Origin of the sequence: Pseudomonas sp. 30_B, from assembly GCF_017491605.1 — a bacterium.
Lineage (GTDB): Bacteria > Pseudomonadota > Gammaproteobacteria > Pseudomonadales > Pseudomonadaceae > Pseudomonas.
The window spans coordinates 466,362-488,168 of sequence record NZ_JAFGYY010000001.1 but is presented as its reverse complement, the minus strand read 5'-3'; the positions used below and the strand labels follow the sequence as shown (position 1 = coordinate 488,168).

Below are 21,807 nucleotides of genomic sequence, written 5' to 3'. Positions count from 1 at the left end.
CACCCGTCCGCCGCTGAATCATGGAGCAAGCTCCACTCATCCGCTCGACTTGCATGTGTTAGGCCTGCCGCCAGCGTTCAATCTGAGCCATGATCAAACTCTTCAGTTCAATACTGCTTGGGTTTTGCGAAAACCCTAAACTTGGCTCAGCAATCGCATGCTCAACTTAATGAGCTAAAACTCTCGAATTCACGAGTGTTACTTGCGTTGCTGATAATCAGTCGATCATCAGTCTTACATCACAAGCACCCACACGAATTGCTTGATTCGACTTGTTAAAGAGCGTTTGGATGAGGCTTTCGTCTCAACCGAGGCGCGCATTCTACGCTAACCTCTTTTTCCGTCAAGCGTTATTTTCGAAAATCTCTTTTCTACTCAACCGCTTGCGCATCAGTGAAGGAAGCCTTCTCATCAGCGGGAGGCGCATTCTACAGCGATCAAACTCACTGTCAAGCACCTCGATGACCTTCTCTTCAGCTCGCTGCCGGAGCAGCCAATGAAGAGCGGCAAGTGAATCACCCGCCTGATCACCACTCTCAACTTCGACTCACTGTAAGTACTTGATTTTCAAGCCCTTTCATCGCTTCGTCGCCGGGATTGGTGCGCATTATAGGGACTGAAAAATCCCCGTCAACAGATTTCTGCAAGAAACTTTAGCTGGTTATGAAACGGCTTCGAAGCAAGGGCAGCTGCCGCGCCACTGGCGGTAGCCGCAACAGCATCAGGAAGCACCCGATAGCGGCATATATGACCCAGCGCTCCAGGTCGGAACGCACGACCCACAGCATATGCAACAGGCCCAGGGCGAGGATGACATATATCAGGCGATGCAGCTTCTTCCAGCCAGTCCCCAGCCTGCGCATGCTGTAACGATTGGAGGTTACCGCCATTGCGAGCAGCCCAAGGAAGGCGGTGACGCCGACGAAAATATAGGGACGCTTGCGCAGCTCAACGCCCAACTGCGCCCAGTCCAATCCAAGGATGAAAACGGCGTAGGCACTCAGGTGCAGCACTATATAGGTGAAGCACCACAGGCCCAGCTGCCGGCGCACCTGTATCCAGCCATTCCAGCGGGTGAGCTTCTGCAGCGGCGTCATCGCCAGGGTGATCAGCAGCAGGACCAATCCACCCTGCCCCAGCCGGTCGACCAGTGCCTTCCCCGGGTCAGGCCCGAGGGCGAAAATCCACGCCTGGTACAACCAATAGAGCGGCGGCAACAAGGCGGAAACGAACACGGCGCCGCGCCATAACGGATTGCGCATCAGTAATCCTTCCTCAGGTCCATGCCCGCATAGAGAGAGGCCACCTCATCGGCATAGCCGTTGAACATGAGGGTGGGACGAACATTGGGGCTGAATAGTCCACTGGGCAGGCGACGCTCATGGGCCTGCGTCCACCTCGGGTGGTCGACGGTCGGATTGACGTTGGCATAGAAGCCGTACTCATTGGGAGCGAGGCTCTGCCAGGTAGTCTTCGGCTGTTCTGCGACGAAACTGATGCGCACGATGGACTTGGCCCCCTTGAAGCCGTACTTCCACGGCACGATCAAGCGCAACGGCGCGCCATTCTGGTTAGCCAGTACCCGCCCGTACATCCCGACGGCAAGAATGGCCAGGGGATGCATGGCCTCGTCCATGCGCAAGCCCTCGACGTAGGGCCAATCGATCAGGGCAAAGTTGGACTGCACACCCGGCATGTCCTGACGATCCACCAGGGTCTCGAAACGCACGAACCTGGCATTGCTGGTCGGCTCCACCCGCTTGATCAGCTCGGAGATCGGAAAGCCGATCCAGGGAATGACCATCGACCAGGCTTCGACGCAGCGCAATCTATAGATGCGCTCCTCCAGTTGAAAAGGCTTGATGAAGTCTTCCAGCGCGTACTTGCCGGGCTTGCCCACCTCCCCGTCGATCACCACCGACCAGGGCTCGGTCTTCAGCGCTCCCGCATTGGCGGCGGGATCACCCTTATCCGGACCGAACTCATAGAAGTTGTTGTAGTTCGTCGCATCCTTGAAAGGCGTAATCGCCTCATTCTTTACCGTGACGGCATCCCAGCGAGCAGCCGCAAGTTTCTCGCTCAGCCAGGCAGGAGACTGCACCGCTTCGACATCGGCGTAGCGCCCACCCTCGGCAAGGCTCATGCGAGGCAACCCGGACAGCGCGGCAGCCGCCAACGCGCCAGACATGAACTGACGGCGGGAGAAATAGAGGGACTCGGGCGTGACTTCCGATTCGTGGCAATCGGAAAGGCGGGACGACTTGATCAGCATGACGGGCTCCGCAACGACTGGCTGTATGCGCCAATAGACTGCGGAGCCCGCAGGAAATTACACGGCAGGCGGCTGCTTGCGACGGCGCAATTGCAACAAGTATTGCACCGGGCCGGAGGCGGCGTATGCAAGGAACAGCAACAGCAGGATACGCGGCGGGTCAGTGAAGACCACGGCGAACGCCAGCACCACCACCAGGATCGCCATGAACGGCACGCGGCCGCGCAGGTCCAGATCCTTGAAGCTGTAGTACTTGATGTTGCTGACCATCAGCATGCCGGCAAGAGCAACCATCAGGGCAACCAGCAGGGACACCTTGGCCCCCTGGACGTCGAAGTCGGCGAAGGCCCAGACGGTACCGGCAACCAGAGCCGCGGCAGCCGGACTGGCCAGACCGATGAAGTAGCGCTTGTCGGCCGTGCCCACCTGAGTGTTGAAGCGCGCCAGACGCAGCGCGGCACCCGCCACATAGATGAAGGCGACCATCCAGCCGACCTTGCCCAGGCTGCTCAGCGCCCACTCGAAGGCCACCAGTGCCGGTGCAACGCCGAAGGCGACCATGTCGGAGAGCGAGTCGTACTCGGCGCCGAAGGCACTCTGGGTATTGGTCAGGCGCGCGACACGGCCGTCGAGACCATCCAGGACCATGGCCACGAAGATGGCGATGGCGGCATTGGAGAAGTCACCGCTCATGGCATTGATGATGGCGTACAGGCCGGTGAACAGCGCCGCGGTGGTGAACAGGTTGGGCAGCAGGTAGATACCGCGATGGCGGACCTTGCGGCCTTCGGCGTCATGGCCCTCTTCGATGTGTTCATCGATGGGCAGCAGACTTTCTTCGGTGTCGGAAGCCTTGTTCGGCTCCTCGTGACCTTCACTCATGGACGATTCCTTGAGAACTCGTTGAGGCTGAGATTCGCCGGGGCACGCTACTGCGGTGACGGCCCGGGCGCCCACGCTTTATACCAGATCACCGCCCCAGAACGAAAAAACGCGGCAAGCGCCGCGTTTCTTCGTATGTCGAAAAGACCTTAGTTCTTGGACTTGTCGACGATCTTGTTGGCAGCGATCCACGGCATCATGGCGCGCAGCTTCTCGCCAACAACTTCGATGCCATGGGCAGCGTTGTTGCGGCGGTAGGCGGTCATCGACGGGTAGTTGGTGGCGCCTTCGGAAATGAACATCTTGGCGTATTCGCCGTTCTGGATGCGCTTCAGAGCATTGCGCATGGCAGCACGGGATTCGGCGTTGATCACTTCCGGACCGGTCACGTACTCGCCGTATTCGGCGTTGTTGGAGATCGAGTAGTTCATGTTGGCGATGCCGCCTTCGAACATGAGGTCAACGATCAGCTTCAGCTCGTGCAGGCACTCGAAGTAGGCCATTTCCGGCGCGTAACCGGCTTCGACCAGGGTTTCGAAGCCGGCTTTCACCAGCTCGACGCAACCGCCGCACAGAACAGCCTGCTCGCCGAACAGGTCGGTTTCGGTCTCGTCCTTGAAGGTGGTTTCGATGATGCCGGTACGGCCGCCGCCAACGCCGCAGGCGTAAGACAGGGCGACGTTCTTGGCATTGCCCGAAGCGTCCTGGTAGATGGCGATCAGATCGGGGATGCCGCCGCCCTTGACGAACTCGGAGCGCACGGTGTGGCCCGGGGCCTTCGGCGCGATCATGATCACGTCGAGGTCAGCGCGCGGAACGACCTGGTTGTAGTGGATGGAGAAGCCGTGAGCGAAGGCCAGGGTGGCGCCCTTCTTCAGATTCGGCTCGATCTCGTCCTTGTACAGGCGGCCCTGGAACTCGTCCGGGGTCAGGATCATGACCAGGTCGGCGGCAGCAACGGCTTCAGCCACTTCGGCGACTTTCAGGCCGTGGTTCTGAGCCTTGGCAACGGAGGAAGAACCCGCACGCAGGCCGACGGTAACGTCGACGCCGGAGTCTTTCAGGTTGCAGGCGTGGGCGTGGCCCTGGGAACCGTAACCGATGATGGCAACTTTCTTGCCCTGGATGATGGAGAGGTCACAGTCTTTATCGTAGAAAACGCGCATTTGGGTAATCCCCTGTCAGTTGGCCTCGTGGGCCGTATTTCAAATCAGATGCTGAGAGTCTTGTCGCCACGGGCAATGCCGGTGACGCCACTGCGGACGACTTCGAGGATCGACGCGGTGCCGATGGCCTGGATGAAGCTGTCCAGCTTGTCGCTGGTACCGGCCAGCTGCACGGTATAGACGCTGCTGGTGACGTCGACGATCTGCCCGCGGAAGATGTCGGTGGTGCGCTTGACCTCGGCGCGCTGGGCGCCGGTGGCCTTCACTTTCACCAGCATCAGTTCGCGCTCGATGTGCGCGCTCTCCGAGAGATTCACCAGTTTTACCACCTCGATGAGCTTGTTGAGGTTCTTGGTGATCTGCTCGATGACCTCATCCTGACCAGCGGTGGTCAGGGTCAGGCGCGAGAGCGTCGGGTCCTCGGTCGGGGCGACGGTCAGGCTTTCGATGTTGTAGTTGCGCTGGGAGAACAGGCCGACGACGCGGGAGAGCGCGCCGGGTTCGTTTTCCAGCAGCAGGGAAATGATGTGTCGCATGATCAGGTACGCTCCGTCTTGCTCAGCCACATGTCGCGCATCGCACCGCCGCGGATTTGCATCGGGTAGACGTGCTCGCTGGTATCAACCTGGATGTCGAGGAAGACCAGGCGATTCTTCATCGCGAAGGCTTCTTCCATCTTCGGCTTCAGGTCCTTCAGGTCGGTGATGCGCATGCCAACGTGGCCATAGGCTTCAGCCAGCTTGACGAAGTCCGGCAGCGATTCCATGTAGGAGTGCGAGTAGCGGCTGTTGTACTGCATGTCCTGCCATTGGCGGACCATGCCCAGCGCACCGTTGTTCAGGTTGATGATCTTCACCGGCAGATCGTACTGCAGGCAGGTGGACAGCTCCTGGATGTTCATCTGGATGCTGCCTTCACCGGTCACGCAGGCGACGTCGGCGTCGGGGAAGTTCAGCTTCACGCCCATGGCGGCCGGGAAGCCGAAGCCCATGGTGCCCAGGCCACCGGAGTTGATCCAGCGATTGGGCTTGTTGAAGCGGTAGTACTGCGCCGCGAACATCTGGTGCTGGCCCACGTCAGAAGCCACATAGGCATCGCCATGGGTGACTTCGCAGAGGGTCTCGATCACGGTCTGCGGCTTGATGATGCTGCCGTCGCCCTTGTTGTAGGGGAACAGGCCGCGGTTGCCGCGCCATTCGTCGATCTGCTTCCACCAGGCTGCCTGGGCTTCCTTGTTCGGGGTCTCGCCGATTTCCTTGAGGATCGCGACCATTTCGGTCAGGACGCTGTCCACCGGGCCGACGATCGGGATGTCGGCCTTGACGGTCTTGGAGATCGAGGCCGGGTCGATGTCGACGTGGATGACCTTGGCGTTCGGGCAGAACTTGGCCGCGGTTTCGCCATTGATCACGCGGTCGTCGAAGCGCGCACCGACGGCGAAGATCACGTCAGCGTGGTGCATCGCCAGGTTCGCGGTGTAGCTGCCGTGCATGCCGAGCATGCCGACGAACTGGCGGTCGGTGCCCGGATAGCCGCCCAGCCCCATCAGGGTATTGGTCACCGGCACGTTGAGCATGCGCGCAACTTCGGTCAGCGGCTCGGCGGCGTTGCCCATGATCACGCCGCCACCGGCGTAGATGATCGGGCGCTTGGCGGCCAGCAGCATCTCGGCGGCCTTGCGGATCTGGCCGGAGTGGCCACGAACCGCCGGGCTGTAGGAGCGCAGCTTGACCTTCTTCGGATAGTTGTATTCGAACTTCTGGGTCGGGTCGCCCATGTCCTTCGGAATATCGATCACGACCGGGCCGGGACGACCGGACTGGGCGATGTAGAAGGCCTTCTTGATGACCTCAGGGATTTCCGACGGGTGCTTGATGATGAAGCTGTGCTTCACGATCGGGCGGGAGATACCGACCATGTCGGTTTCCTGGAACGCGTCGGTGCCGACCATGTTGCTCGCTACCTGGCCGGAGATCACCACCATCGGGATGGAGTCCATGTAGGCAGTGGCGATGCCGGTGACGGCATTGGTCGCGCCGGGACCGGAGGTCACCAGCACCACGCCGGGCTTGCCGGTGGCGCGCGCATAGCCGTCGGCCATGTGAGTGGCGGCCTGCTCGTGGCGAACCAGGATGTGGGTTACTTCGTTCTCTTTGAAGAGAGCGTCGTAGATATGCAGGAGGGCACCGCCCGGGTACCCGTAGATGTACTTAACGCCTTCGTCACGCAGGGAGCGGACGACCATTTCAGCGCCGGATAAAAGTTCCACGTTGTCACCTCTAGAACGCTATATACGGACACCCCCATCGTGGGGGACCGACTTGGATGGCTGCCCGGCAGACATGGGCGAATGTAATCGCCGGCTACGTCGACTGCCGAATGAGCAGAACCTGGAGACACTCCTGTTTGTGTTACGGAGAGCCTCCACCCAGCGCGAGGTAACGCGAAACAGGGTGAAACTTTGCGGCGCGGGTAGCACCTCTTGTCTGCCGAGTAAAACCAGCTTGCGGCCGGCCCACTGCAGCGAACCTTGGATTCTTCTGAAACGAAGCGGTCAAGTCAAGCCATATATAGCTTTTGGATGAAGCCGGGATGTGAACTTCTCCAGATGAATAAGCTGGCGATTTGGTTATAGTTACTGGTAGACCCCGCACCCCAAGGATCGACAACGCATGCGACGGACGATTTTCCTGGGCAGCCTGCTGCTCGCTCTGGCCCCGACCGTGATGGCCGCGCAGATCTACAAATGGGTGGACGCTCAGGGAGTCACGCACTTCGGCGCGCAGCCGCCTGAAGGCACCAACGCCTCGGCCGTCAACACCAGCACGGCACCGCCCAAGTCGAATTTCCCGCTGCCGCCACCCAAGCCGGTGGTTCCTCCCAGCGCGGACGACAAGCAGAAAGCCGTGGACGACAAGGTGAAGCAGGAGGTCGCCCAGCAGGACGCCCAGCGCGCGCAGAACTGCAGCCAGGCTCGGGAAAACCTGGCTCAGTTGAGGAACAATCCGCGTGTTCGCGTGAAGGAAGAGAACGGCGAGTACCGCCGCATCACCGAAGAAGAGCGGCAGGCGCGTATCGGCGAGAACGAAAAGGCGATCCAGGCAAACTGCAACTGAGGCAGCGCGGCAGCGTCAGTGCCCCGCGCCGATCAGCCGGTCGAAGGCGCCAAGTGCCTCCAGCAACACCTGTACACGCGCCCCTTCAGTGGCATAAGCCTCCTCGGCAATTTCCCGGATGCCGGATGCGGCAGGCAGATCAGCTCCACTCTCGATGATCTGTTTCATCCGCGGCAGGAAGATCCACTGCAGCCACTCCTCCAGCGCCAGCGTATCCACGCAGAACGGTTCGTGACTGGAGAGCCGTTCCAGCGAAGGACTCTCACTCCCCCACAGGCCAACGGCACGCATCTCGCGCTCGATCAGCAGCAGCTGGTCGGCAATCGCCGGCAGTCGATCATCCATCACAGGGTCACCTTGGCTTTCTGCCGGGCTTCGGCGGCACCGGCGGCGTCACCCTGCTGCTGACGGCATTTGGCGATCAGGTCCCACAGGCTGGCCTGCAAGGTCGGACGGCCGCCGGCCAGCGTCAGACCACGACGCGCCACCTGCTCGGCCTGCGCGGCATCGCCCTGGGCCAGGCGAACCTGGGCCAGCTTGTAGAGCACCTGCGGTTCGCGCGGAGCAATGCGCTGGGCGCGCTCCAGACTGGCGGCGGCGCCATTGAGATCGCCGCCGCCCTGCTGTTGCGAGGCGGTGGTCAGCAGCGCCAGCACCGGGCCATCGAGCTGCTCGTCAGCAGCCAATCCGGTGTTGTTCGACGGAATACCCGACGGCGCCTTGTAGGTGCCGCCCTGATTGTAGGTATTGCCCTGGTAGGTATTGCCCTGCGCAGCAGGCGGGGTCTGGTACGCCGGCTGCTGGTAGGTCTGCGACTGGAAACCACCGTTCGAGGTGATGCCGCCGCTGGTGGAGATCGGCTGCTGCGAATAATTCGAGCCGGTACTGCCCGGCGCGGTCGTCATCGGCGCGGTGCTGATCGGCGCCGCGCCGGTTTGCGCCGGGAAGGTCTGGATCGGCGCAGCACCTGCATCCTTGGGCACCATCACGGTGACGCCGGAATCGCCCTGGGGAATGCTCTGGCCAGCACTGGCGGAAACCGGTGCCTGATAGTTGCCACGGCTACGCCCCACTCGCTCCGAGTTGGAAACGGAGGTGCCGGAGTCCTGCACCGGGATCGCACCGTGCTGCGGAGTTGCACAACCGGACAGAAGCGCCAGAGTCGCCGACGCTGCAAACCAAGCTTTTCTCACTTCAAACCTCTCGCATCAGTTCAGCCAGCCACGCACCCAGTCCATGACTTCGTTGGCCGGCGCCTGGATTCCGCAACCGGCGCCAGGGGCCGGCTCGCTTCCTCGAATATAAGGCATCTGCACCGCGCCGGGGCAGTTGGCATCGGTGCCCTGCCCGGTATGCGGATCGACCCAGGACTGCACCACATTATCCGGCATCGGCATGTCCAGCGGCAGCGGATCGGCCTTGCGCATGAAGCTGGTCCAGATCTGCAGGGCACCGGTAGCACCGGTCAGCGGCGTCTTGCCGTTGTCGTCGCGACCGATCCACACCACCGCCAGCAGGTCCTGGCCGAAGCCGGAGAACCAGCTGTCACGGGAGTCGTTGGTGGTACCAGTCTTGCCGGCCAGGGTCAGCGAGGCCGGCAGCTGGTTGTAGACCGAGCGCGCGGTACCCTCGCGCATCACCCGCTGCATGGCGTTCTGCACCAGGTAGATGGCGCCCGGGTCGAAGCGCTGCTGGACCTGGAACGGATAACGCTTGAGCGGCTGGCCATCGGATGCCAGCACACTGCGGATGCTCCGCAGCGGAGTGTTGAAGCCGCCACTGGCAATGGTCTGGTACATGGTCGCTACCTGCATCGGGCTCAACGCACCGGCGCCCAGCAGCATCGACGGATAGGCTGGCCAGTCGGTCGAGACGCCCAGGCGCTCCAGGGTTTTCAGCACATTGGGCACGCCCAGGTCCAGGCCGAGCTTGGCCGTGGACAGGTTCAGCGAGTTGGCCAGGCCCTGGTAGAGGAAGATGGTGCCGCGCGACTGGTGATCGTAGTTCTGCGGCTTCCAGACCTGCCCATCCTTGCCCTTCACCTGGAACGGCTCGTCCTGGATGTAGCTGGTCAGGGTGTACTGGCTGGGCTGCTCCAGTGCAGTCAGGTAGACCGCCGGCTTGACCAGCGAACCGATCGGCCGCTTCGCGTCAATGGCGCGGTTGAAGCCGGCAAAGCGCGGATCGCGACTGCCGATCAGCGCCTGGATCTCGCCGGTTTCCGGGTTGGTCACGACCATCGCGGTCTCGGTCTCGGCAACGCCCTTGCGACCGTCGAGGCGCTTGAAGGTCTCGCTGACGGCGGACTCGGCCTTCATCTGCAGGATGGGATCGAAGCTGGTGAAGATGCGCAGGCCTTCTTCGGTCAGGTCTTCATCCCGATAGTCCTCGCGCAGTTGACGCTTCACCAGGTCGAGGAAGGCCGGATAGTTGCCGTTGGCCATGCTGCCCTGCTGGGTCACGCCCAGCGGCGCCTGCTTGGCGGCGGCGGCCTCTGCGGGAGTGATCACCCCCTGCTCGGCGAGCACGTCGAGCACCACGTTGCGGCGCTCCAGCGCGCGCTCCGGGTTGCGGCGCGGGTTGTAATAGGAAGGCCCCTTGACCATGCCGACCAGCAGCGCGACCTGCGGCAGCTTCAGCTCCGACAGCGGCTGGCTGAAGAAGTACTGGCTGGCGAGCCCGAAACCGTTCACCGAACGCTGGCCGTCCTGACCGAGGAACACCTCGTTCAGGTAGCTCTCGAGGATTTCGCGCTTGTCGTAATGCAGCTCCAGCAGCACCGCCATCATGGCTTCGGTGAGTTTGCGCGACAGGCTGCGTTCGTTGGTCAGGAAGAAGTTCTTCACCAACTGCTGGGTCAGCGTACTGCCGCCCTGGCGCAACTGTCCGGCGCTGGCGTTGACCCAGACGGCACGGGCGATCGACTTGATCGAAACGCCGTGGTGAGTCCAGAAGTCGCGGTCTTCCACCGCCACCAGGGTATCGATCAGGTACGGCGGCACCTGGTCCAGCTTGATCAGGATGCGGTCTTCGTTGTGCGCCGGGTACAGACCGCCGATCAGCAGCGGTTCCATGCGCGCGACCGCGAGATCGGAGCCATTGGCACCGCTCAGTCCGGCGACATAGTTGCCGGAGAAGCGCACGCGAATCCGCTGGGCGGGCTCGGCGCCTTCATAGAACTGGAAGCCGCGGGTATTGAGATCGACGGAGTTGCCGGAGACGGCAGCGGCGCCCGGACCGTTCACCGCACTCTCGCGGCGATAGCCCAGCGCATCCAGCTCGCGCAGGAAGTCGTCCTTGCCCAGTTTCAGGCCGACGAACAGTTCCAGCGGACGGGCATACACCTTGGCAGGAATGGTCCAGCGCTTGCCGGAGAATTTCTCCTGGACAACCGCATCGAGGTATACGGCAAAACCGGCCAGCACCACGAGGCCGACCAGGCCGAGCTTGAGAGCCCAGCCCAGCCACTTGCGCATGGCAGGCGACGATTTGCCGCTTTTTTTACGGGATTTGGAAGATCGGGGACGCGTCATGGCGGCGCATTATACGTACTTTATCCACAGGGGACAGACACCGTTCCAGACGGTATCCGGGTTCTTGCCGGGTACTGGCGCGAAGTGGCGCCGGGACTGCCGAGCTTCGACCTCGGCGCGACGGATTGGTTGCCGGGCGGTGTTTGCACCACAGGACCCAGCGGCCATAATGCCTGCCTCTCGAAAATAGACAGACAAGGACAAAACGTGAGCCAGACTCTCATCGCTGCGCTGCAGAACCCGGCGCTCTATCCTCATCCGGTCGAAAGCTTCCGGGTCATCGAAACCCATATTTCCTGGGTCCTGCTCACGGGCTCCTACGTTTACAAGATCAAGAAGCCGGTCAACTTCGGCTTCCTCGACTTCACCGACCTGGCCGCGCGCAAGCACTTCTGCGAGGAAGAGCTGCGCCTCAACCAGCGCCTCACCGAGGGCCTGTACCTCGACGTCCTGCCGATCACCGGCAGCGAGAGCGCCCCGCGCCTGGGCGGCGAAGGTCCGGCCATCGAGTACATGATCCAGTGCCGCGAATTCCCGCAGACCCAGCTGCTCAGCGAAGTGCAGGCCCGTGGCGAACTTGGCGCCGCACACATCGACGGCCTGGCCAAGCAGATCGCCGACTTCCACCTGCGCACCCCGCAGGTCCCGGCCGAACACCCGCTGGGCACCCCGGACGCCTGCATGGCGCCGGTACGGCAGAACTTCGAACAGATCCGCCCGATGCTCTCGGACAAGGCCGACCTGCTGCAGCTCGATGCCCTGGAGGCCTGGGCCGAGTCCAGCTTCGAACGCCTGCACGGCGTGTTCGAGGCGCGCAAGGCCAACGGTTTCATTCGTGAGTGCCATGGCGACATCCACCTGGGCAACGCCGCCATCATCGACGACAAGGTGGTGCTGTTCGACTGCATCGAGTTCAACGAGCCGTTCCGTTTCACCGATGTCACCGCCGACTACGCCTTCCTCGCCATGGACCTGGAAGACCGTGGCCTGAAATGCCTGTCGCGGCGCTTCGTCAGCCAGTACCTGGAGTACACCGGCGACTACCAGTCCCTGGACCTGCTGAATTTCTACAAGGCCTACCGCGCACTGGTCCGCGCCAAGATCGCGCTGTTCAGCCTGGCGCACCAGACCGACGCCGTGCAGAAGGCCGCGACCCTGCGCCAGTACCGCAACTACGCCAACCTGGCGGAAAGCTACAGCGCCATCCCCTCGCGCTTCCTCGCCGTGACCCTTGGCGTGTCGGCCGTCGGCAAGAGCCAGGTAGGCTTGCGTCTGGTAGAGGCCCTGGGCGCCATCCGCCTGCGCTCCGACGTCGAGCGCAAGCGCCTGTTCGGCGAGCAGAGCGCAGAGCAGCGCGGCCAGCACCAGAGCGGCATCTATTCCGCCGATGCCACGACTGCGACCTACCAGCGCCTGAATAGCCTGGCGGCGGACATCCTGCGCGCCGGCTACCCGGTGGTGCTGGACGCCACCTTCCTCAAGCGCGACCAGCGTGCAGCCGCCTGGAAGATGGCCGAGGAAACCGGCGTGCCCTTCCTCATTCTCGACTGCCACGCGCCGGAAAGCGTTATCGCCGGCTGGCTGGCGCAGCGCGAGAGCGAAGGCAACGACCCCTCGGATGCGACCCTGGAGACCATCCAGGCCCAGCTGGCCGCCCGTGAGCCGCTCAGCGACGAAGAGCAGCAACACAGCAAGCGCGTCGATACCCCGGACGCCGCCAGCCTGGACGCCCTGGTCGCCAGCATCCGTCAGCGCCTGCCGGGGCTCTGACCCTCGCGACCGGAGCCGCCAGCACGGCGGCTCCGATCCGAGCCTCCAGGCCCTCTCCCGCCCTGCCGCTCGAGCAGAGCGATATCACAAAGCCACGCTACACTTGCCTTGTGTATAGCCGGCCGCTATGAGCAGTTCTCGGCCGTGCGCCCCCGTCCGATCGTGCCGCATCGCAAGGACCGACGATGAACGACGAACTGCTGCACCTGAAGAATCTTGGCAAGACCTCCGCTCAATGGCTGCATGCCGTCGGTATCCACAGTGCCTCCGACCTCCGCCGCCTGGGCGCCGTTGGCGCTTACCGGGCGGTCAGGGCCCGTGGTTTCCGAGCATCGAAGGTACTGCTGTACGCCATTGAAGGGGCATTGCTCGACGTGCATTGGAATGACCTTCCTCCTGCGCACAAAGCCGCGCTTCTGGGCGAGCTTGAGACTTTCCCGATGAGGAACAAGAGCTAGCTCACAAGCTCCGTGGGAAAATCTTTACGCAAAAGTACCTGCCCGCTTATGGTCTCAGGGCCCTTCGTGCGCCCTCGACTGCCGCCATTCAAGGAATTACGGCCATGTACCTACTCGGTGAACAACCTGCCTATGCCGATGAGCTGATCAACCGCCTGCAGGGAATTCCGGTGCAACTGCTCGCTGGCCTGGCCCCCTGCGGCGAACCGATACGCCTCGAGCGCTCCGATGATCTCGAGGCCGAACTGCCCGACCAGCAACTGTTTCTCATCGAGAATGGCCTGGTCCATGCCCTGGTCGACGAGCGACCGCTGTTCTATCTGCAGGAAGGCGACCTGATCGGCCTGCGCACGGGCATCGATCTGCCGCCCTGCCGTTACGTCACCGAAGAGCCGCTGTGCCTGATCCCGTACTCGCGCAGCGAGGTGCTCGGCCATATCCATGCCGATGGCCCCCGCCAGGAACTGCTTCTGCACTACCTGATCGGCCATACCGCCCTGCTCTCCGACGCCCTGGCGCATCTGAAGCAGCCGGAAATCCGCCCGGCCACCGGCTTCCAGCACTTCGCCGCCGGCGCGCAGCTGATCCAGCAGGGCGATGACGCCGAGCATGTGTTCATCATCATCGAGGGCCACGCGGAAGCCTTCGTCGACGGGCAGAAGGTCGGCGACGTACAGAAGGACGAGATTTTCGGCGCCATGGCTGTGTTCACCCGCGAGAAGCGCAGCGCCTCGGTCATCGCCAGCGAGCCGTGCACAGTAATGGTCATCCCCAAGGACCAGTTCCTCAGCCTGATGCAGAGCAACCCGCGTATCGCCCACAGCCTGATCGAAGGCATGGCCCGACGCATCGACTTGCTGAACAAGGAAGTCACCCAGCTGCGCGTGCAGCGCCAGGGCAGCTGAGGTCAAGCCTCTGCCAGAAGCCCGGCCCTGCGCCGGGCTTTTCGTTTTTCGGGAGGATGTTTCGCAATCGCGAAAAACTCCACGAAAAGAGGTTGACTCTCAAATGATAATGATTATTATTGAGTCATCTGGTCGCGAGGCCAGACGATAAGCTCAAGAGACCACGCAGTTGGACTCTTCAGGTTATCTCCTCATCAGGCTAATCACGGTTTCGACCCGGCACTTTGCCGGGTCTTTTTTTGCCTGCGTTTTTATGCGCAATCCCGAATCTCGACCATGGGCATAAAAAAGCATTGACTCTCAATTGATAATGGTTATTATTAACTCACTGGCCGCGAGGCCAGTCGGATAAGCTCAAGAGACCATGCAGTCGGACTCTTCAGATTATCTCCTCATCAGGCTAATCACGGTTTCGACCCGGCACTTTGCCGGGTCTTTTTTTTGCCCGCATGAAAACCGCCCATGGAAACGGGCCCGAAGACCCCATCCATGACTGCGGCTTGCGCTACCGACGAAGCGCCGCGCAATAGTCCGTCGGCGGCAGCGCCGGTGTGTACCAGACAAAATCCGCCTGCCCCGGCGCCACCGCCTTGCCCACTTCCGCCAGCATCAGCACCTGCAGCCCCTGCCCCGCGCCCAGGTCATCAAGGTGCAGCGGCACACCCAGATCGCGCCTCGCATGGAAACCACCGGCAATCATCAGTGCCGGGCCAGGCGCCGCCTTCAGGCGCTCGGCCATGCGCCGGTCGCGCTGCTGCTGTACCGCCAGCATCGCCGGCAACTGGCTGTCCGGCAGCAGGCCGCAGTGGGATTCGCGGATGTCATCCAGCAGGCTGTCGCGCACGGCATTCATCGTGGAGCGCGAGCCCTCCAGCCGTGGCTGCTCGGAATAGATGCGCATGATCTCGCTGCGGTCCAGGTTGGCCGATAGCAACGGCGCCGGCTGCTTTACCAGCCAGGTCACCAGCGGGCCGTAGAGCGACCAGTCCCAGCCTGGCTGCCAGGCGAGTGCGCCGATCAGGTCCGTCGGCGCCTCGCCCCTGGCCGCGGCGGCCTGCGCGGCGACAACCCGCGTCTGCTGGTTCGGATTGAGCATTTCCATCAGCACGCTGCCACTGGGGCGGCGCTCCGCCAGGGCGCGCGCCAGCCAGAGCTCCAGGGCATGATGGTCCGGATTGTCGTGCTGCTCCCCCACCAGCACGCGCGGCGCCGCGGCCAGTTGGTCGAGCAACTGCTGCGGGGTGAGCTGCTCGCCGCTGTGCAGGTTGCGAATGACGCCGAGTTCGGCACTGTCACGCCCCTCCGGGCTCTGCCAGGCCGGCAGCGGCGGCGGCGCGGAAGTGTGGCTCTGGCAGGCAGACAGCAGCGCCAGCAACGGAATCAGCAGGTACTTCACTCGAGCTCCATTCAGCGGGCGATGATCAGCGGATGGCCGCGCTCAGGATGGCGCTGGACCAGCACGTCCAACCCGAACACCGCGCGCAGCGGCTCTGCGCGCAGCACCTCGTCGGGCGTTCCCTGCAGTTGCGGCCGCCCCTGATGCAGTAACAGCAGGCGATCACAGTAACGCGCGGCCAGGTTCAGATCATGCAGGATCACCAGCACCGCCGCGCCGCGATTGGCGAACTCGCGCACCGCGTGCAGCGTGGTGTGCTGATGCAGCGGATCGAGCGCCGAGGTGGGCTCGTCCAGCAGCAGGACCTGCTCCGCCCCGCCCGGCCAGAGCTGCGCCAGCACGCGTGCCAGGTGCACACGCTGGCGTTCTCCCCCGGAGAGCGCCAGGTAGCTGCGTCCGGCCAGATGGGCTGCATCCGCGGCCTCCAGTGCCGCTGCCACGATTTCGCCATCGCGCTGGCGGCCGCTGTCGTGGGGCAGGCGCCCGAAGCCGACCACCGCTTCGACGGTGAACGCGAAATTCAGCGTCGACGACTGCGGCAACACCGCCAGCCGGCGCGCCCGATCAGTACCTCGCCATGCAGATAGCGGACGCCCATCGAGGCTCGCCGCACCAGCGGACAACGGCAGATCACCATTGAGAGCCCCCAGCAAGGTGCTCTTGCCGGCGCCATTGGGGCCCAGTACGCCCAGCACTTCACCCGGCCGCAAGGCCAGGCTCACCCCCTGCAGGACAGTCTGCGTACCACGCTTCACCAGCAGGCTTTCCGCCGTCAGCATCAGGAGCGCCCCCTTATCAGCAGGTAAAGGAAGAACGGCGCACCGATCAACGCGGTGACGATACCGATCGGCAGCTCCGCCGGCGCCAGCGCCAGCCGCGCCACCAGATCGGCGAACAACAACAGGATGGCACCGCCAAAGATCGAAGCCGGTAGCAGCACCCGGTGATCGGGCCCGACGATCAGGCGCAACAGGTGCGGCACCACCAGGCCGATGAAACCGATCATGCCGGCCGCCGCCACCGCCGCGCCAACGCCCAGTGCCGTGCAAAGGATCAGCTCCACCTTCAGGCGTTCGACGTCGAAGCCCAGATGGCGCGCCTCCGACTCGCCGAGCAGCAGCGCATTGAGCGCATCCGCCCGGCGCGGTAGCCAGCAGGCCACCAGCAGCGTGATCAGCAGCAACGGCCACAGCCGGGGATAGCTGGCACCGTTCAGGCTGCCGAGGTTCCAGAAGGTCAGTGAACGCAGCGTGGCGTCATCGGCCAGGTAGGTGAACAGGCCGATCAGCGCCCCCGCCAGCGCGGTGAGCGCAACGCCTGCGAGGAGCATGGTGGCCACGTTGGTCTGTCCGTTGTGCCGCCCCAGGCGATAGACCAGCGCCGTCACCAGCAGGCCGCCGGCGAAAGCGCAGACGGAGAGCAGGTAGGGGGCGAAGGCTTCCGGCAACCCGCCGATGGACGCACCGAAGACGATGGCGATCGCCGCGCCCAGTGCCGCACCGCTGGAAACGCCGATCAGGCCGGGATCGGCCAGCGGATTGCGGAACAGCCCCTGCATCGCCACGCCGGCCAGCGCCAGCACCCCGCCGGCGGCAACGCCCAGCAGGGTACGCGGCAAACGAATCTGGCCGACGATCAACTCGGCCTGACCCGACTCGCCAGCGGCCACCGGCAGCCCAACCAGGCGCGCCAGTGCCCGCAGCGTATCGCCCAGGGGCAGGCTCACCGGCCCGAGGGCCAGCGACAGCCAGACAACCAGCAGCAGAAAAACTCCGAGTAGCAGGAATAGCGGGCGAGCAGCAACGATCCGAGTCAAGGACGACCTTCCGGGTTCAGGGCCTGCGCGGAAGGATAAAAGGCGCGGGCGAGACTGGCCAATCCATCAACGATGATTCCGCCTGAGGTATTATGTCGCCCCGCGATGGCGTCGGCAGCGAAGTGCTCCGGCCATGGCTGCGCCCCTGGCACAACATCGACGAAACCATTCTCCCCTGCACGTCTGGCGACTGCGCCTCGCTGGCCCTGAGCGGCGGGCGACGAGCATTTCCGACGCCCCGTTCCGACTGAAGCCCTACCTGGGGTCCACTTGCCCTGTCATGGCCAACCGGACCGCCCCCTCTTCTGCACACGGACGTGCACCCTCTTCCGGTCCCGCCATCCGCGCACGGATAATGCCCGCCCTGGATGGAGAACCCGGATGATCCTGCTCTGCTCCCCGCATGAACTGGCCGAAGGCCAGAGCCGGGGCTTCAAGGCCGCCGGCCTGAACCTTTTCGTGGTGCGCCGCCAAGGCCGCGCCTACGCTTATCGCAACCATTGCCCGCACCGGGAAATCCCGCTGGGCTACGACGCGGAGAACTTTCTCGATGCCAGCGGCCGCCTGTTGCAGTGCGGCCACCATGGGGCGTTGTTCCTGATCGAGACCGGCGAATGCATCCAGGGACCATGCCTCGGGGATGTGCTGGAGGCCCTGCCCTGCCATGAGGATGAGCAGGGCATCTGGCTGGATGAGCTGGACGAGGCCTAGCGCGGAAGCCGTGCCTGGGCCGGTTCGCGAGCAAGCTCGCTCCTACGAAGAGCAGCACAGCGCAGACCTGTAGGAGCGAGCTTGCTCGCGAACAATCCCCGCTGCGATATCCGGACTACAACAACACCCTCAACGGCTGGCCAAGACGGATTTCCTGCGTATCGATCCGCGCCCCATAGGCCAGCACTTCCACCCCGGCGTTACGCGCCTCCGCCAACGACGCGGCGTAGACCGGGTCGATCTCCGCCGCCGGGCGCACCGCCTCGATGCCGGACAGGTTCACCGCGTACAACAGCACTGCACGCATGCCCTCGCGAGCGTGCGCCGCCAGCTCGCGCAGATGCTTGGCCCCACGCAGGGTAACCGCATCCGGGAAAGCGGCGACTGCGGTGTCGTCAAAGCCCAGCGTCACGCTCTTCACCTCCACGTACACCGGCTTGCCGGCGTACATCAGGCGAAAGTCGGCACGGCTGTTTTCCTGCCCATAGGCCACTTCTCGGCGCAGTTCATCGAAGCCTGCGAGTTCGGTCACGACACCTGCGAGCAACGCCTCCTCCACCAACCGGTTGGCACGCCCGGTATTCACGCAGGCCAGCCGCCCTTGCGGGGTTTCCGCCAGCTCCCAGGTGCCCGGCAGCTTGCGCTTGGGGTCATTCGAGCGGCTGAACCAGACCCGGCATCCCTCGCTCATGCAATTGAGCATCGAACCGGTGTTCGGACAATGGATGGTCAGGCGTTCGCCACTGGCGGTCTCGATGTCCGCCAGGAAGCGCTTGTAGCGTTTGATCAGGCGCGCCTCGATCAGTGCCGGCTCGAAACGCATCAGGGACGCCAGCTCTTCAGGCCACGGGCGATTCGTTCAACGGCCTGCTGCAGGCGTTCGACGCTCTGGGTGTAGGCGAAGCGCACATGGTGCGAGGCCTGGTAGCGGCCGAAGTCCACGCCGGGAGTGAAGGCAACGTGCTCGGTTTCGATGAAGTGCTGGCAGAACGCGTAGGCGTCGCCGCCAAAGGCACTGATGTCCGCATAAAGGTAGAAGGCGCCTTCGGGTTCCACTGCGATGCCGAAGCCCAGTTCGCGCAGCGCCGGCAGCAGGTAGTCGCGACGGCGGGCGAACTCGGCACGGCGCTCCTCGAAGATCGCCATGGTTTCCGGCTGGAAGCAGGCCAGCGCGGCGTGCTGGGCCATGCTCGGCGCACTGATGTAGAGGTTCTGCGCCAGCTTCTCCAGCTCGCCGACCGCATCAATGGGCGCCACCAGCCAGCCCAGTCGCCAACCGGTCATGCCGAAATACTTGGAGAAGCTGTTGAGGACGAAGGCGTCGTCATCCACTTCCAGCACGCTGGTGGCGTCGGTGCCGTAGGTCAGGCCATGGTAGATCTCGTCGACCACCAGATGGCCGCCACGCGCCTTCAGCGTGGCCGAAAGCGCAGCCAGTTCATCGCGATGCAACACCGTGCCCGTAGGATTCGCCGGCGATGCCGCAAGAGCGCCTACACTGTCATGATCCCAGTGCCGCTCGATGAGGTCGGGCGTGAGCTGGTAGCGGCTCTCCGGCCCCACGGGCACCAGCTGCGCGGCACCCTCCACCAGGCGCAGGAAGTGGCGATTGCACGGATAGCCCGGATCGGCCAGCAGCCAGTGCTTGCCCGGGTCCACCAGCAGGCTGCTGGCGAGCAGCAGCGCACCGGAGCCGCCGGGTGTGATGAGGATGCGCTGCGGGTCGATCGACAGCCGATAGCGCTCGGCGTAGAAGCGGGCAATGGCCTCGCGCAGCGCCGGTATGCCGCGCGCCGCGGTGTAGCGGGTGTGCCCATTGGCCAGCGCGGCCTGGCCGGCGGCAATGATCGGCGCGGCGGTGGTGAAATCCGGCTCGCCGATTTCCAGGTGGATGACGTCGTGGCCTGCGGCCTGCAACTCGTTGGCGCGCGCCAGCAGCGCCATGACGTGGAAGGGCTCGATGGCGCGACTGCGTGCACTGTAGGAAGTAGCCATAGGTTTTCCGAACTTTACGACAAGGCGAGGATTCTAACAGGCCACCGAGCGACACAGGTGGACCACCGAATATCGGCGGCCTTACCTGGAAAATGCACGATCTACCAGCAAAAGCCGAGGATCGTGCAGAGGTTTGCAAAAAACTCGACAACAGCGTCCATCGAGTCGGCGACCAGGTCGCCAGGTCATGTGCGGGAACTTGCAGGCTCGACAACCGGGAGTAGCGTCCCGGGAATCGTTCTGGTAAGTTCGCCCGCTTGCGAGCGCGGGGCCGGCAGTGCCGGAGAAGGACCATCCGCGAGAGGATTAGCGAGAGTGAGAGGCGGTCATCCATGCCCACCAAAGCAAAACAACAGAGCAGCCAACTGATTCGTGGCTTCGAGCCCTACCAGGAAACCAAGGGCGAGGAGTACATGAGCGATCGCATGCGCGCGCACTTCACCTCCATCCTCAACAAGTGGAAAGTTGAGCTGATGGAAGAAGTGGACCGCACCGTGCATCACATGCAGGACGAAGCGGCGAACTTCCCGGATCCGGCCGACCGTGCCAGCCAGGAAGAAGAGTTCAGCCTCGAGCTGCGTGCCCGCGACCGCGAGCGCAAGCTGATCAAGAAGATCGACGAGACCCTGCAGCTGATCGAAGACAACGATTACGGCTGGTGCGACTCCTGCGGCGTCGAGATCGGCATCCGCCGTCTGGAAGCCCGCCCCACCGCCACCCTGTGCATCGACTGCAAGACCCTGGCGGAAATCAAGGAAAAGCAGCTGGGCTCCTGAGCCTGGTTGATCCCGAACGGGGCGCTGCGGCGCCCCGTTTCGTTTCTGCGCCCCGCTCCTAATAGAAAGCCAAAGAGACGCCATGCCCGCCTCCCGCTACGTCGGACGCTTCGCCCCCACGCCCAGCGGCTACCTGCACTTCGGTTCGCTGGTGGCAGCGGTGGCTTCCTATCTGGATGCGCGCGCGGTGGGCGGCAAGTGGCTGGTGCGCATGGAAGACCTCGACCCGCCACGGGAGATGCCGGGGGCCCAGGCAGCGATCCTGGAAACGCTCGAACGCTACGGCTTCGAATGGGACGGCCCGGTGCAGCGCCAGAGCGAGCGTGGCGGCGCCTACGCCGCACAGGTCGAGCAATGGCTGCGCAGCGGCCTGGCTTACGCCTGCACCTGTTCACGCAAGCAGCTCGAAGGCACCCATGGCATCTACCCGGGCACCTGCCGCGATGCACAGCATGACTGGCATGGCGACGTCGCCATCCGCATCCGCGCGCCGGAGCTGGAGTACCGATTCACCGACCGCCTGCAGGGCGAGTTTCGCCAGCACCTGGGCCGCGAGGTGGGCGACTTCATCATCCGCCGCCGCGACGGGCTGTTCGCCTACCAGTTGGCGGTGGTGCTGGACGATGCCTGGCAGGGTGTTACCGATATCGTCCGCGGCGCCGACCTGCTGGACAACACGCCGCGCCAGCTCTACCTGCAGGAACTGCTCGGCATCGCCGCGCCGCGTTACCTGCACGTGCCGCTGATCATCCAGCCTGACGGCAACAAGCTGGGCAAGTCCTACCGCTCGCCACCGCTGGAGGCCGAGCAGGCCGCCCCGCTGCTGGTACGCGCACTCAAGGCGCTGGGCCAGAATCCGCCCACAGACCTGCTCAAGGCCGCGCCGCGCGAGGTGCTCGCCTGGGGCATCGCGCACTGGGATGCCAACGCCATCCCCCACAGCCTGACACTGGAAGACGCGCAGCTCTAGACTGGTAACTGTCCCCAGTGGCAGCCGGCTTGCCGGCGACT

21 protein-coding genes and 1 rRNA gene are annotated in these 21,807 nt (G+C 63.6%); 7 read left to right on the top strand and 15 right to left on the bottom strand.

The window, feature by feature from the left end:
• From J5M67_RS02160 to J5M67_RS02130, 7 genes are all read right to left on the bottom strand, one after another.
• Positions 1-109 (bottom strand): 16S ribosomal RNA (locus J5M67_RS02160); the annotation flags it as partial.
• A gap of 544 nt (positions 110-653) precedes the next feature.
• Complete coding sequence (gene msrQ, locus J5M67_RS02155; protein ID WP_207882822.1) at positions 654-1,262, bottom strand: protein-methionine-sulfoxide reductase heme-binding subunit MsrQ; 609 nt, start codon at positions 1,260-1,262, stop codon at positions 654-656.
• The gene (gene msrP / locus J5M67_RS02150; RefSeq protein ID WP_207882820.1) at positions 1,262-2,272 is read right to left on the bottom strand and encodes a protein-methionine-sulfoxide reductase catalytic subunit MsrP; all 1,011 of its coding nucleotides are present in this window, start codon (positions 2,270-2,272) and stop codon (positions 1,262-1,264) included. Before msrP ends, msrQ begins: the two co-directional genes overlap by 1 nt.
• Before the next feature lie 57 nt (positions 2,273-2,329).
• Positions 2,330-3,154 carry a CDP-diacylglycerol--serine O-phosphatidyltransferase gene (gene pssA, locus J5M67_RS02145; RefSeq protein ID WP_207882818.1) on the bottom strand — a complete coding sequence of 275 codons (825 nt, stop codon included), beginning with the start codon at positions 3,152-3,154 and terminating at the stop codon, positions 2,330-2,332.
• A 149-nt stretch (positions 3,155-3,303) separates the two neighbouring features.
• Positions 3,304-4,320, bottom strand: a complete 1,017-nt coding sequence (gene ilvC, locus J5M67_RS02140; RefSeq protein ID WP_207882816.1) for a ketol-acid reductoisomerase — start codon at positions 4,318-4,320, stop codon at positions 3,304-3,306.
• Between the two features lie 44 nt (positions 4,321-4,364).
• Positions 4,365-4,856 (bottom strand): acetolactate synthase small subunit, encoded by a 492-nt coding sequence (gene ilvN, locus J5M67_RS02135; RefSeq protein WP_017516326.1) that lies wholly within the window; start codon positions 4,854-4,856, stop codon positions 4,365-4,367.
• A 2-nt stretch (positions 4,857-4,858) separates the two neighbouring features.
• The gene (locus tag J5M67_RS02130; RefSeq protein WP_207882814.1) at positions 4,859-6,589 is read right to left on the bottom strand and encodes an acetolactate synthase 3 large subunit; all 1,731 of its coding nucleotides are present in this window, start codon (positions 6,587-6,589) and stop codon (positions 4,859-4,861) included.
• Between the two features lie 403 nt (positions 6,590-6,992).
• Between J5M67_RS02130 and J5M67_RS02125 the strand changes: the two genes are divergently transcribed.
• Positions 6,993-7,436 carry a DUF4124 domain-containing protein gene (locus J5M67_RS02125; RefSeq protein ID WP_207882812.1) on the top strand — a complete coding sequence of 148 codons (444 nt, stop codon included), beginning with the start codon at positions 6,993-6,995 and terminating at the stop codon, positions 7,434-7,436.
• Between the two features lie 15 nt (positions 7,437-7,451).
• Here J5M67_RS02125 and J5M67_RS02120 read toward each other — a convergent pair whose 3' ends face one another.
• The 3 genes from J5M67_RS02120 to mrcB are packed head-to-tail and all read right to left on the bottom strand — an operon-like array spanning position 7,452 to position 10,969.
• A complete protein-coding gene (locus J5M67_RS02120) occupies positions 7,452-7,781 on the bottom strand; it encodes a YqcC family protein (RefSeq protein ID WP_207882810.1) in 330 nt (109 codons plus the stop codon).
• Positions 7,781-8,629, bottom strand: coding sequence for a tetratricopeptide repeat protein (locus J5M67_RS02115; protein WP_207882808.1), 849 nt, complete (start codon positions 8,627-8,629; stop codon positions 7,781-7,783). Before J5M67_RS02115 ends, J5M67_RS02120 begins: the two co-directional genes overlap by 1 nt.
• 15 nt (positions 8,630-8,644) lie before the next feature.
• A complete protein-coding gene (gene mrcB, locus J5M67_RS02110; RefSeq protein WP_207882806.1) occupies positions 8,645-10,969 on the bottom strand; it encodes a penicillin-binding protein 1B in 2,325 nt (774 codons plus the stop codon).
• Positions 10,970-11,176: 207 nt separating this feature from the next.
• Here mrcB and J5M67_RS02105 point away from each other — a divergent pair, with 207 nt between their 5' ends.
• From J5M67_RS02105 to J5M67_RS02095, 3 genes are all read left to right on the top strand, one after another.
• The gene (locus J5M67_RS02105) at positions 11,177-12,739 is read left to right on the top strand and encodes a bifunctional aminoglycoside phosphotransferase/ATP-binding protein (RefSeq protein ID WP_207882804.1); all 1,563 of its coding nucleotides are present in this window, start codon (positions 11,177-11,179) and stop codon (positions 12,737-12,739) included.
• A 185-nt stretch (positions 12,740-12,924) separates the two neighbouring features.
• A complete protein-coding gene (locus J5M67_RS02100) occupies positions 12,925-13,197 on the top strand; it encodes a TfoX/Sxy family protein (RefSeq protein ID WP_207882802.1) in 273 nt (90 codons plus the stop codon).
• Between the two features lie 104 nt (positions 13,198-13,301).
• A complete protein-coding gene (locus J5M67_RS02095; RefSeq protein WP_207882800.1) occupies positions 13,302-14,102 on the top strand; it encodes a Crp/Fnr family transcriptional regulator in 801 nt (266 codons plus the stop codon).
• Positions 14,103-14,607: 505 nt separating this feature from the next.
• On the opposite strand, the gene J5M67_RS02090 is transcribed toward J5M67_RS02095, so the two are convergent.
• The 3 genes from J5M67_RS02090 to J5M67_RS02080 are packed head-to-tail and all read right to left on the bottom strand — an operon-like array spanning position 14,608 to position 17,260.
• Positions 14,608-15,498: a ChaN family lipoprotein gene (locus J5M67_RS02090; RefSeq protein ID WP_207882798.1), complete on the bottom strand. Its 891-nt coding sequence runs from the start codon at positions 15,496-15,498 to the stop codon at positions 14,608-14,610.
• 11 nt (positions 15,499-15,509) lie between these two features.
• Positions 15,510-16,277 (bottom strand): heme ABC transporter ATP-binding protein, encoded by a 768-nt coding sequence (locus J5M67_RS02085; RefSeq protein ID WP_207882796.1) that lies wholly within the window; start codon positions 16,275-16,277, stop codon positions 15,510-15,512.
• Positions 16,277-17,260, bottom strand: coding sequence for an iron ABC transporter permease (locus tag J5M67_RS02080; RefSeq protein ID WP_207882856.1), 984 nt, complete (start codon positions 17,258-17,260; stop codon positions 16,277-16,279). Before J5M67_RS02080 ends, J5M67_RS02085 begins: the two co-directional genes overlap by 1 nt.
• Before the next feature lie 435 nt (positions 17,261-17,695).
• Here J5M67_RS02080 and J5M67_RS02075 point away from each other — a divergent pair, with 435 nt between their 5' ends.
• Entirely contained in the window at positions 17,696-18,025 is a 330-nt protein-coding gene (locus tag J5M67_RS02075; protein WP_207882794.1) for a Rieske 2Fe-2S domain-containing protein, read from the top strand.
• Between the two features lie 115 nt (positions 18,026-18,140).
• Here the strand turns inward: J5M67_RS02075 and sfsA are convergent, their stop codons facing one another.
• Both sfsA and J5M67_RS02065 read right to left on the bottom strand, forming a co-directional pair.
• Positions 18,141-18,848: a DNA/RNA nuclease SfsA gene (gene sfsA, locus J5M67_RS02070; RefSeq protein WP_207882792.1), complete on the bottom strand. Its 708-nt coding sequence runs from the start codon at positions 18,846-18,848 to the stop codon at positions 18,141-18,143.
• Positions 18,848-20,020 (bottom strand): pyridoxal phosphate-dependent aminotransferase, encoded by a 1,173-nt coding sequence (locus J5M67_RS02065; protein ID WP_207882790.1) that lies wholly within the window; start codon positions 20,018-20,020, stop codon positions 18,848-18,850. Before J5M67_RS02065 ends, sfsA begins: the two co-directional genes overlap by 1 nt.
• Positions 20,021-20,352: 332 nt before the next feature.
• On the opposite strand from J5M67_RS02065, the gene dksA reads away from it, so the two are divergent.
• Together dksA and gluQRS are read left to right on the top strand one after the other, a co-directional pair.
• Positions 20,353-20,796 carry an RNA polymerase-binding protein DksA gene (gene dksA, locus J5M67_RS02060; RefSeq protein ID WP_015478905.1) on the top strand — a complete coding sequence of 148 codons (444 nt, stop codon included), beginning with the start codon at positions 20,353-20,355 and terminating at the stop codon, positions 20,794-20,796.
• A gap of 82 nt (positions 20,797-20,878) precedes the next feature.
• The gene (gene gluQRS, locus J5M67_RS02055; protein ID WP_207882788.1) at positions 20,879-21,766 is read left to right on the top strand and encodes a tRNA glutamyl-Q(34) synthetase GluQRS; all 888 of its coding nucleotides are present in this window, start codon (positions 20,879-20,881) and stop codon (positions 21,764-21,766) included.
• Positions 21,767-21,807 lie beyond the last annotated feature (41 nt).

Coding starts and splice junctions, on each gene's coding strand:
- J5M67_RS02100 (WP_207882802.1), top strand. CDS start 12,925: ATGAACGACGAACTGCTGCACCTGAAGAATCTTGGCAAGACCTCCGCT.
- msrP (WP_207882820.1), bottom strand. CDS start 2,272: ATGCTGATCAAGTCGTCCCGCCTTTCCGATTGCCACGAATCGGAAGTC.
- ilvC (WP_207882816.1), bottom strand. CDS start 4,320: ATGCGCGTTTTCTACGATAAAGACTGTGACCTCTCCATCATCCAGGGC.
- J5M67_RS02120 (WP_207882810.1), bottom strand. CDS start 7,781: ATGGATGATCGACTGCCGGCGATTGCCGACCAGCTGCTGCTGATCGAG.
- J5M67_RS02075 (WP_207882794.1), top strand. CDS start 17,696: ATGATCCTGCTCTGCTCCCCGCATGAACTGGCCGAAGGCCAGAGCCGG.
- J5M67_RS02065 (WP_207882790.1), bottom strand. CDS start 20,020: ATGGCTACTTCCTACAGTGCACGCAGTCGCGCCATCGAGCCCTTCCAC.
- sfsA (WP_207882792.1), bottom strand. CDS start 18,848: ATGCGTTTCGAGCCGGCACTGATCGAGGCGCGCCTGATCAAACGCTAC.
- J5M67_RS02085 (WP_207882796.1), bottom strand. CDS start 16,277: ATGCTGACGGCGGAAAGCCTGCTGGTGAAGCGTGGTACGCAGACTGTC.
- pssA (WP_207882818.1), bottom strand. CDS start 3,154: ATGAGTGAAGGTCACGAGGAGCCGAACAAGGCTTCCGACACCGAAGAA.
- J5M67_RS02095 (WP_207882800.1), top strand. CDS start 13,302: ATGTACCTACTCGGTGAACAACCTGCCTATGCCGATGAGCTGATCAAC.
- J5M67_RS02125 (WP_207882812.1), top strand. CDS start 6,993: ATGCGACGGACGATTTTCCTGGGCAGCCTGCTGCTCGCTCTGGCCCCG.
- mrcB (WP_207882806.1), bottom strand. CDS start 10,969: ATGACGCGTCCCCGATCTTCCAAATCCCGTAAAAAAAGCGGCAAATCG.
- msrQ (WP_207882822.1), bottom strand. CDS start 1,262: ATGCGCAATCCGTTATGGCGCGGCGCCGTGTTCGTTTCCGCCTTGTTG.
- gluQRS (WP_207882788.1), top strand. CDS start 20,879: ATGCCCGCCTCCCGCTACGTCGGACGCTTCGCCCCCACGCCCAGCGGC.
- ilvN (WP_017516326.1), bottom strand. CDS start 4,856: ATGCGACACATCATTTCCCTGCTGCTGGAAAACGAACCCGGCGCGCTC.
- dksA (WP_015478905.1), top strand. CDS start 20,353: ATGCCCACCAAAGCAAAACAACAGAGCAGCCAACTGATTCGTGGCTTC.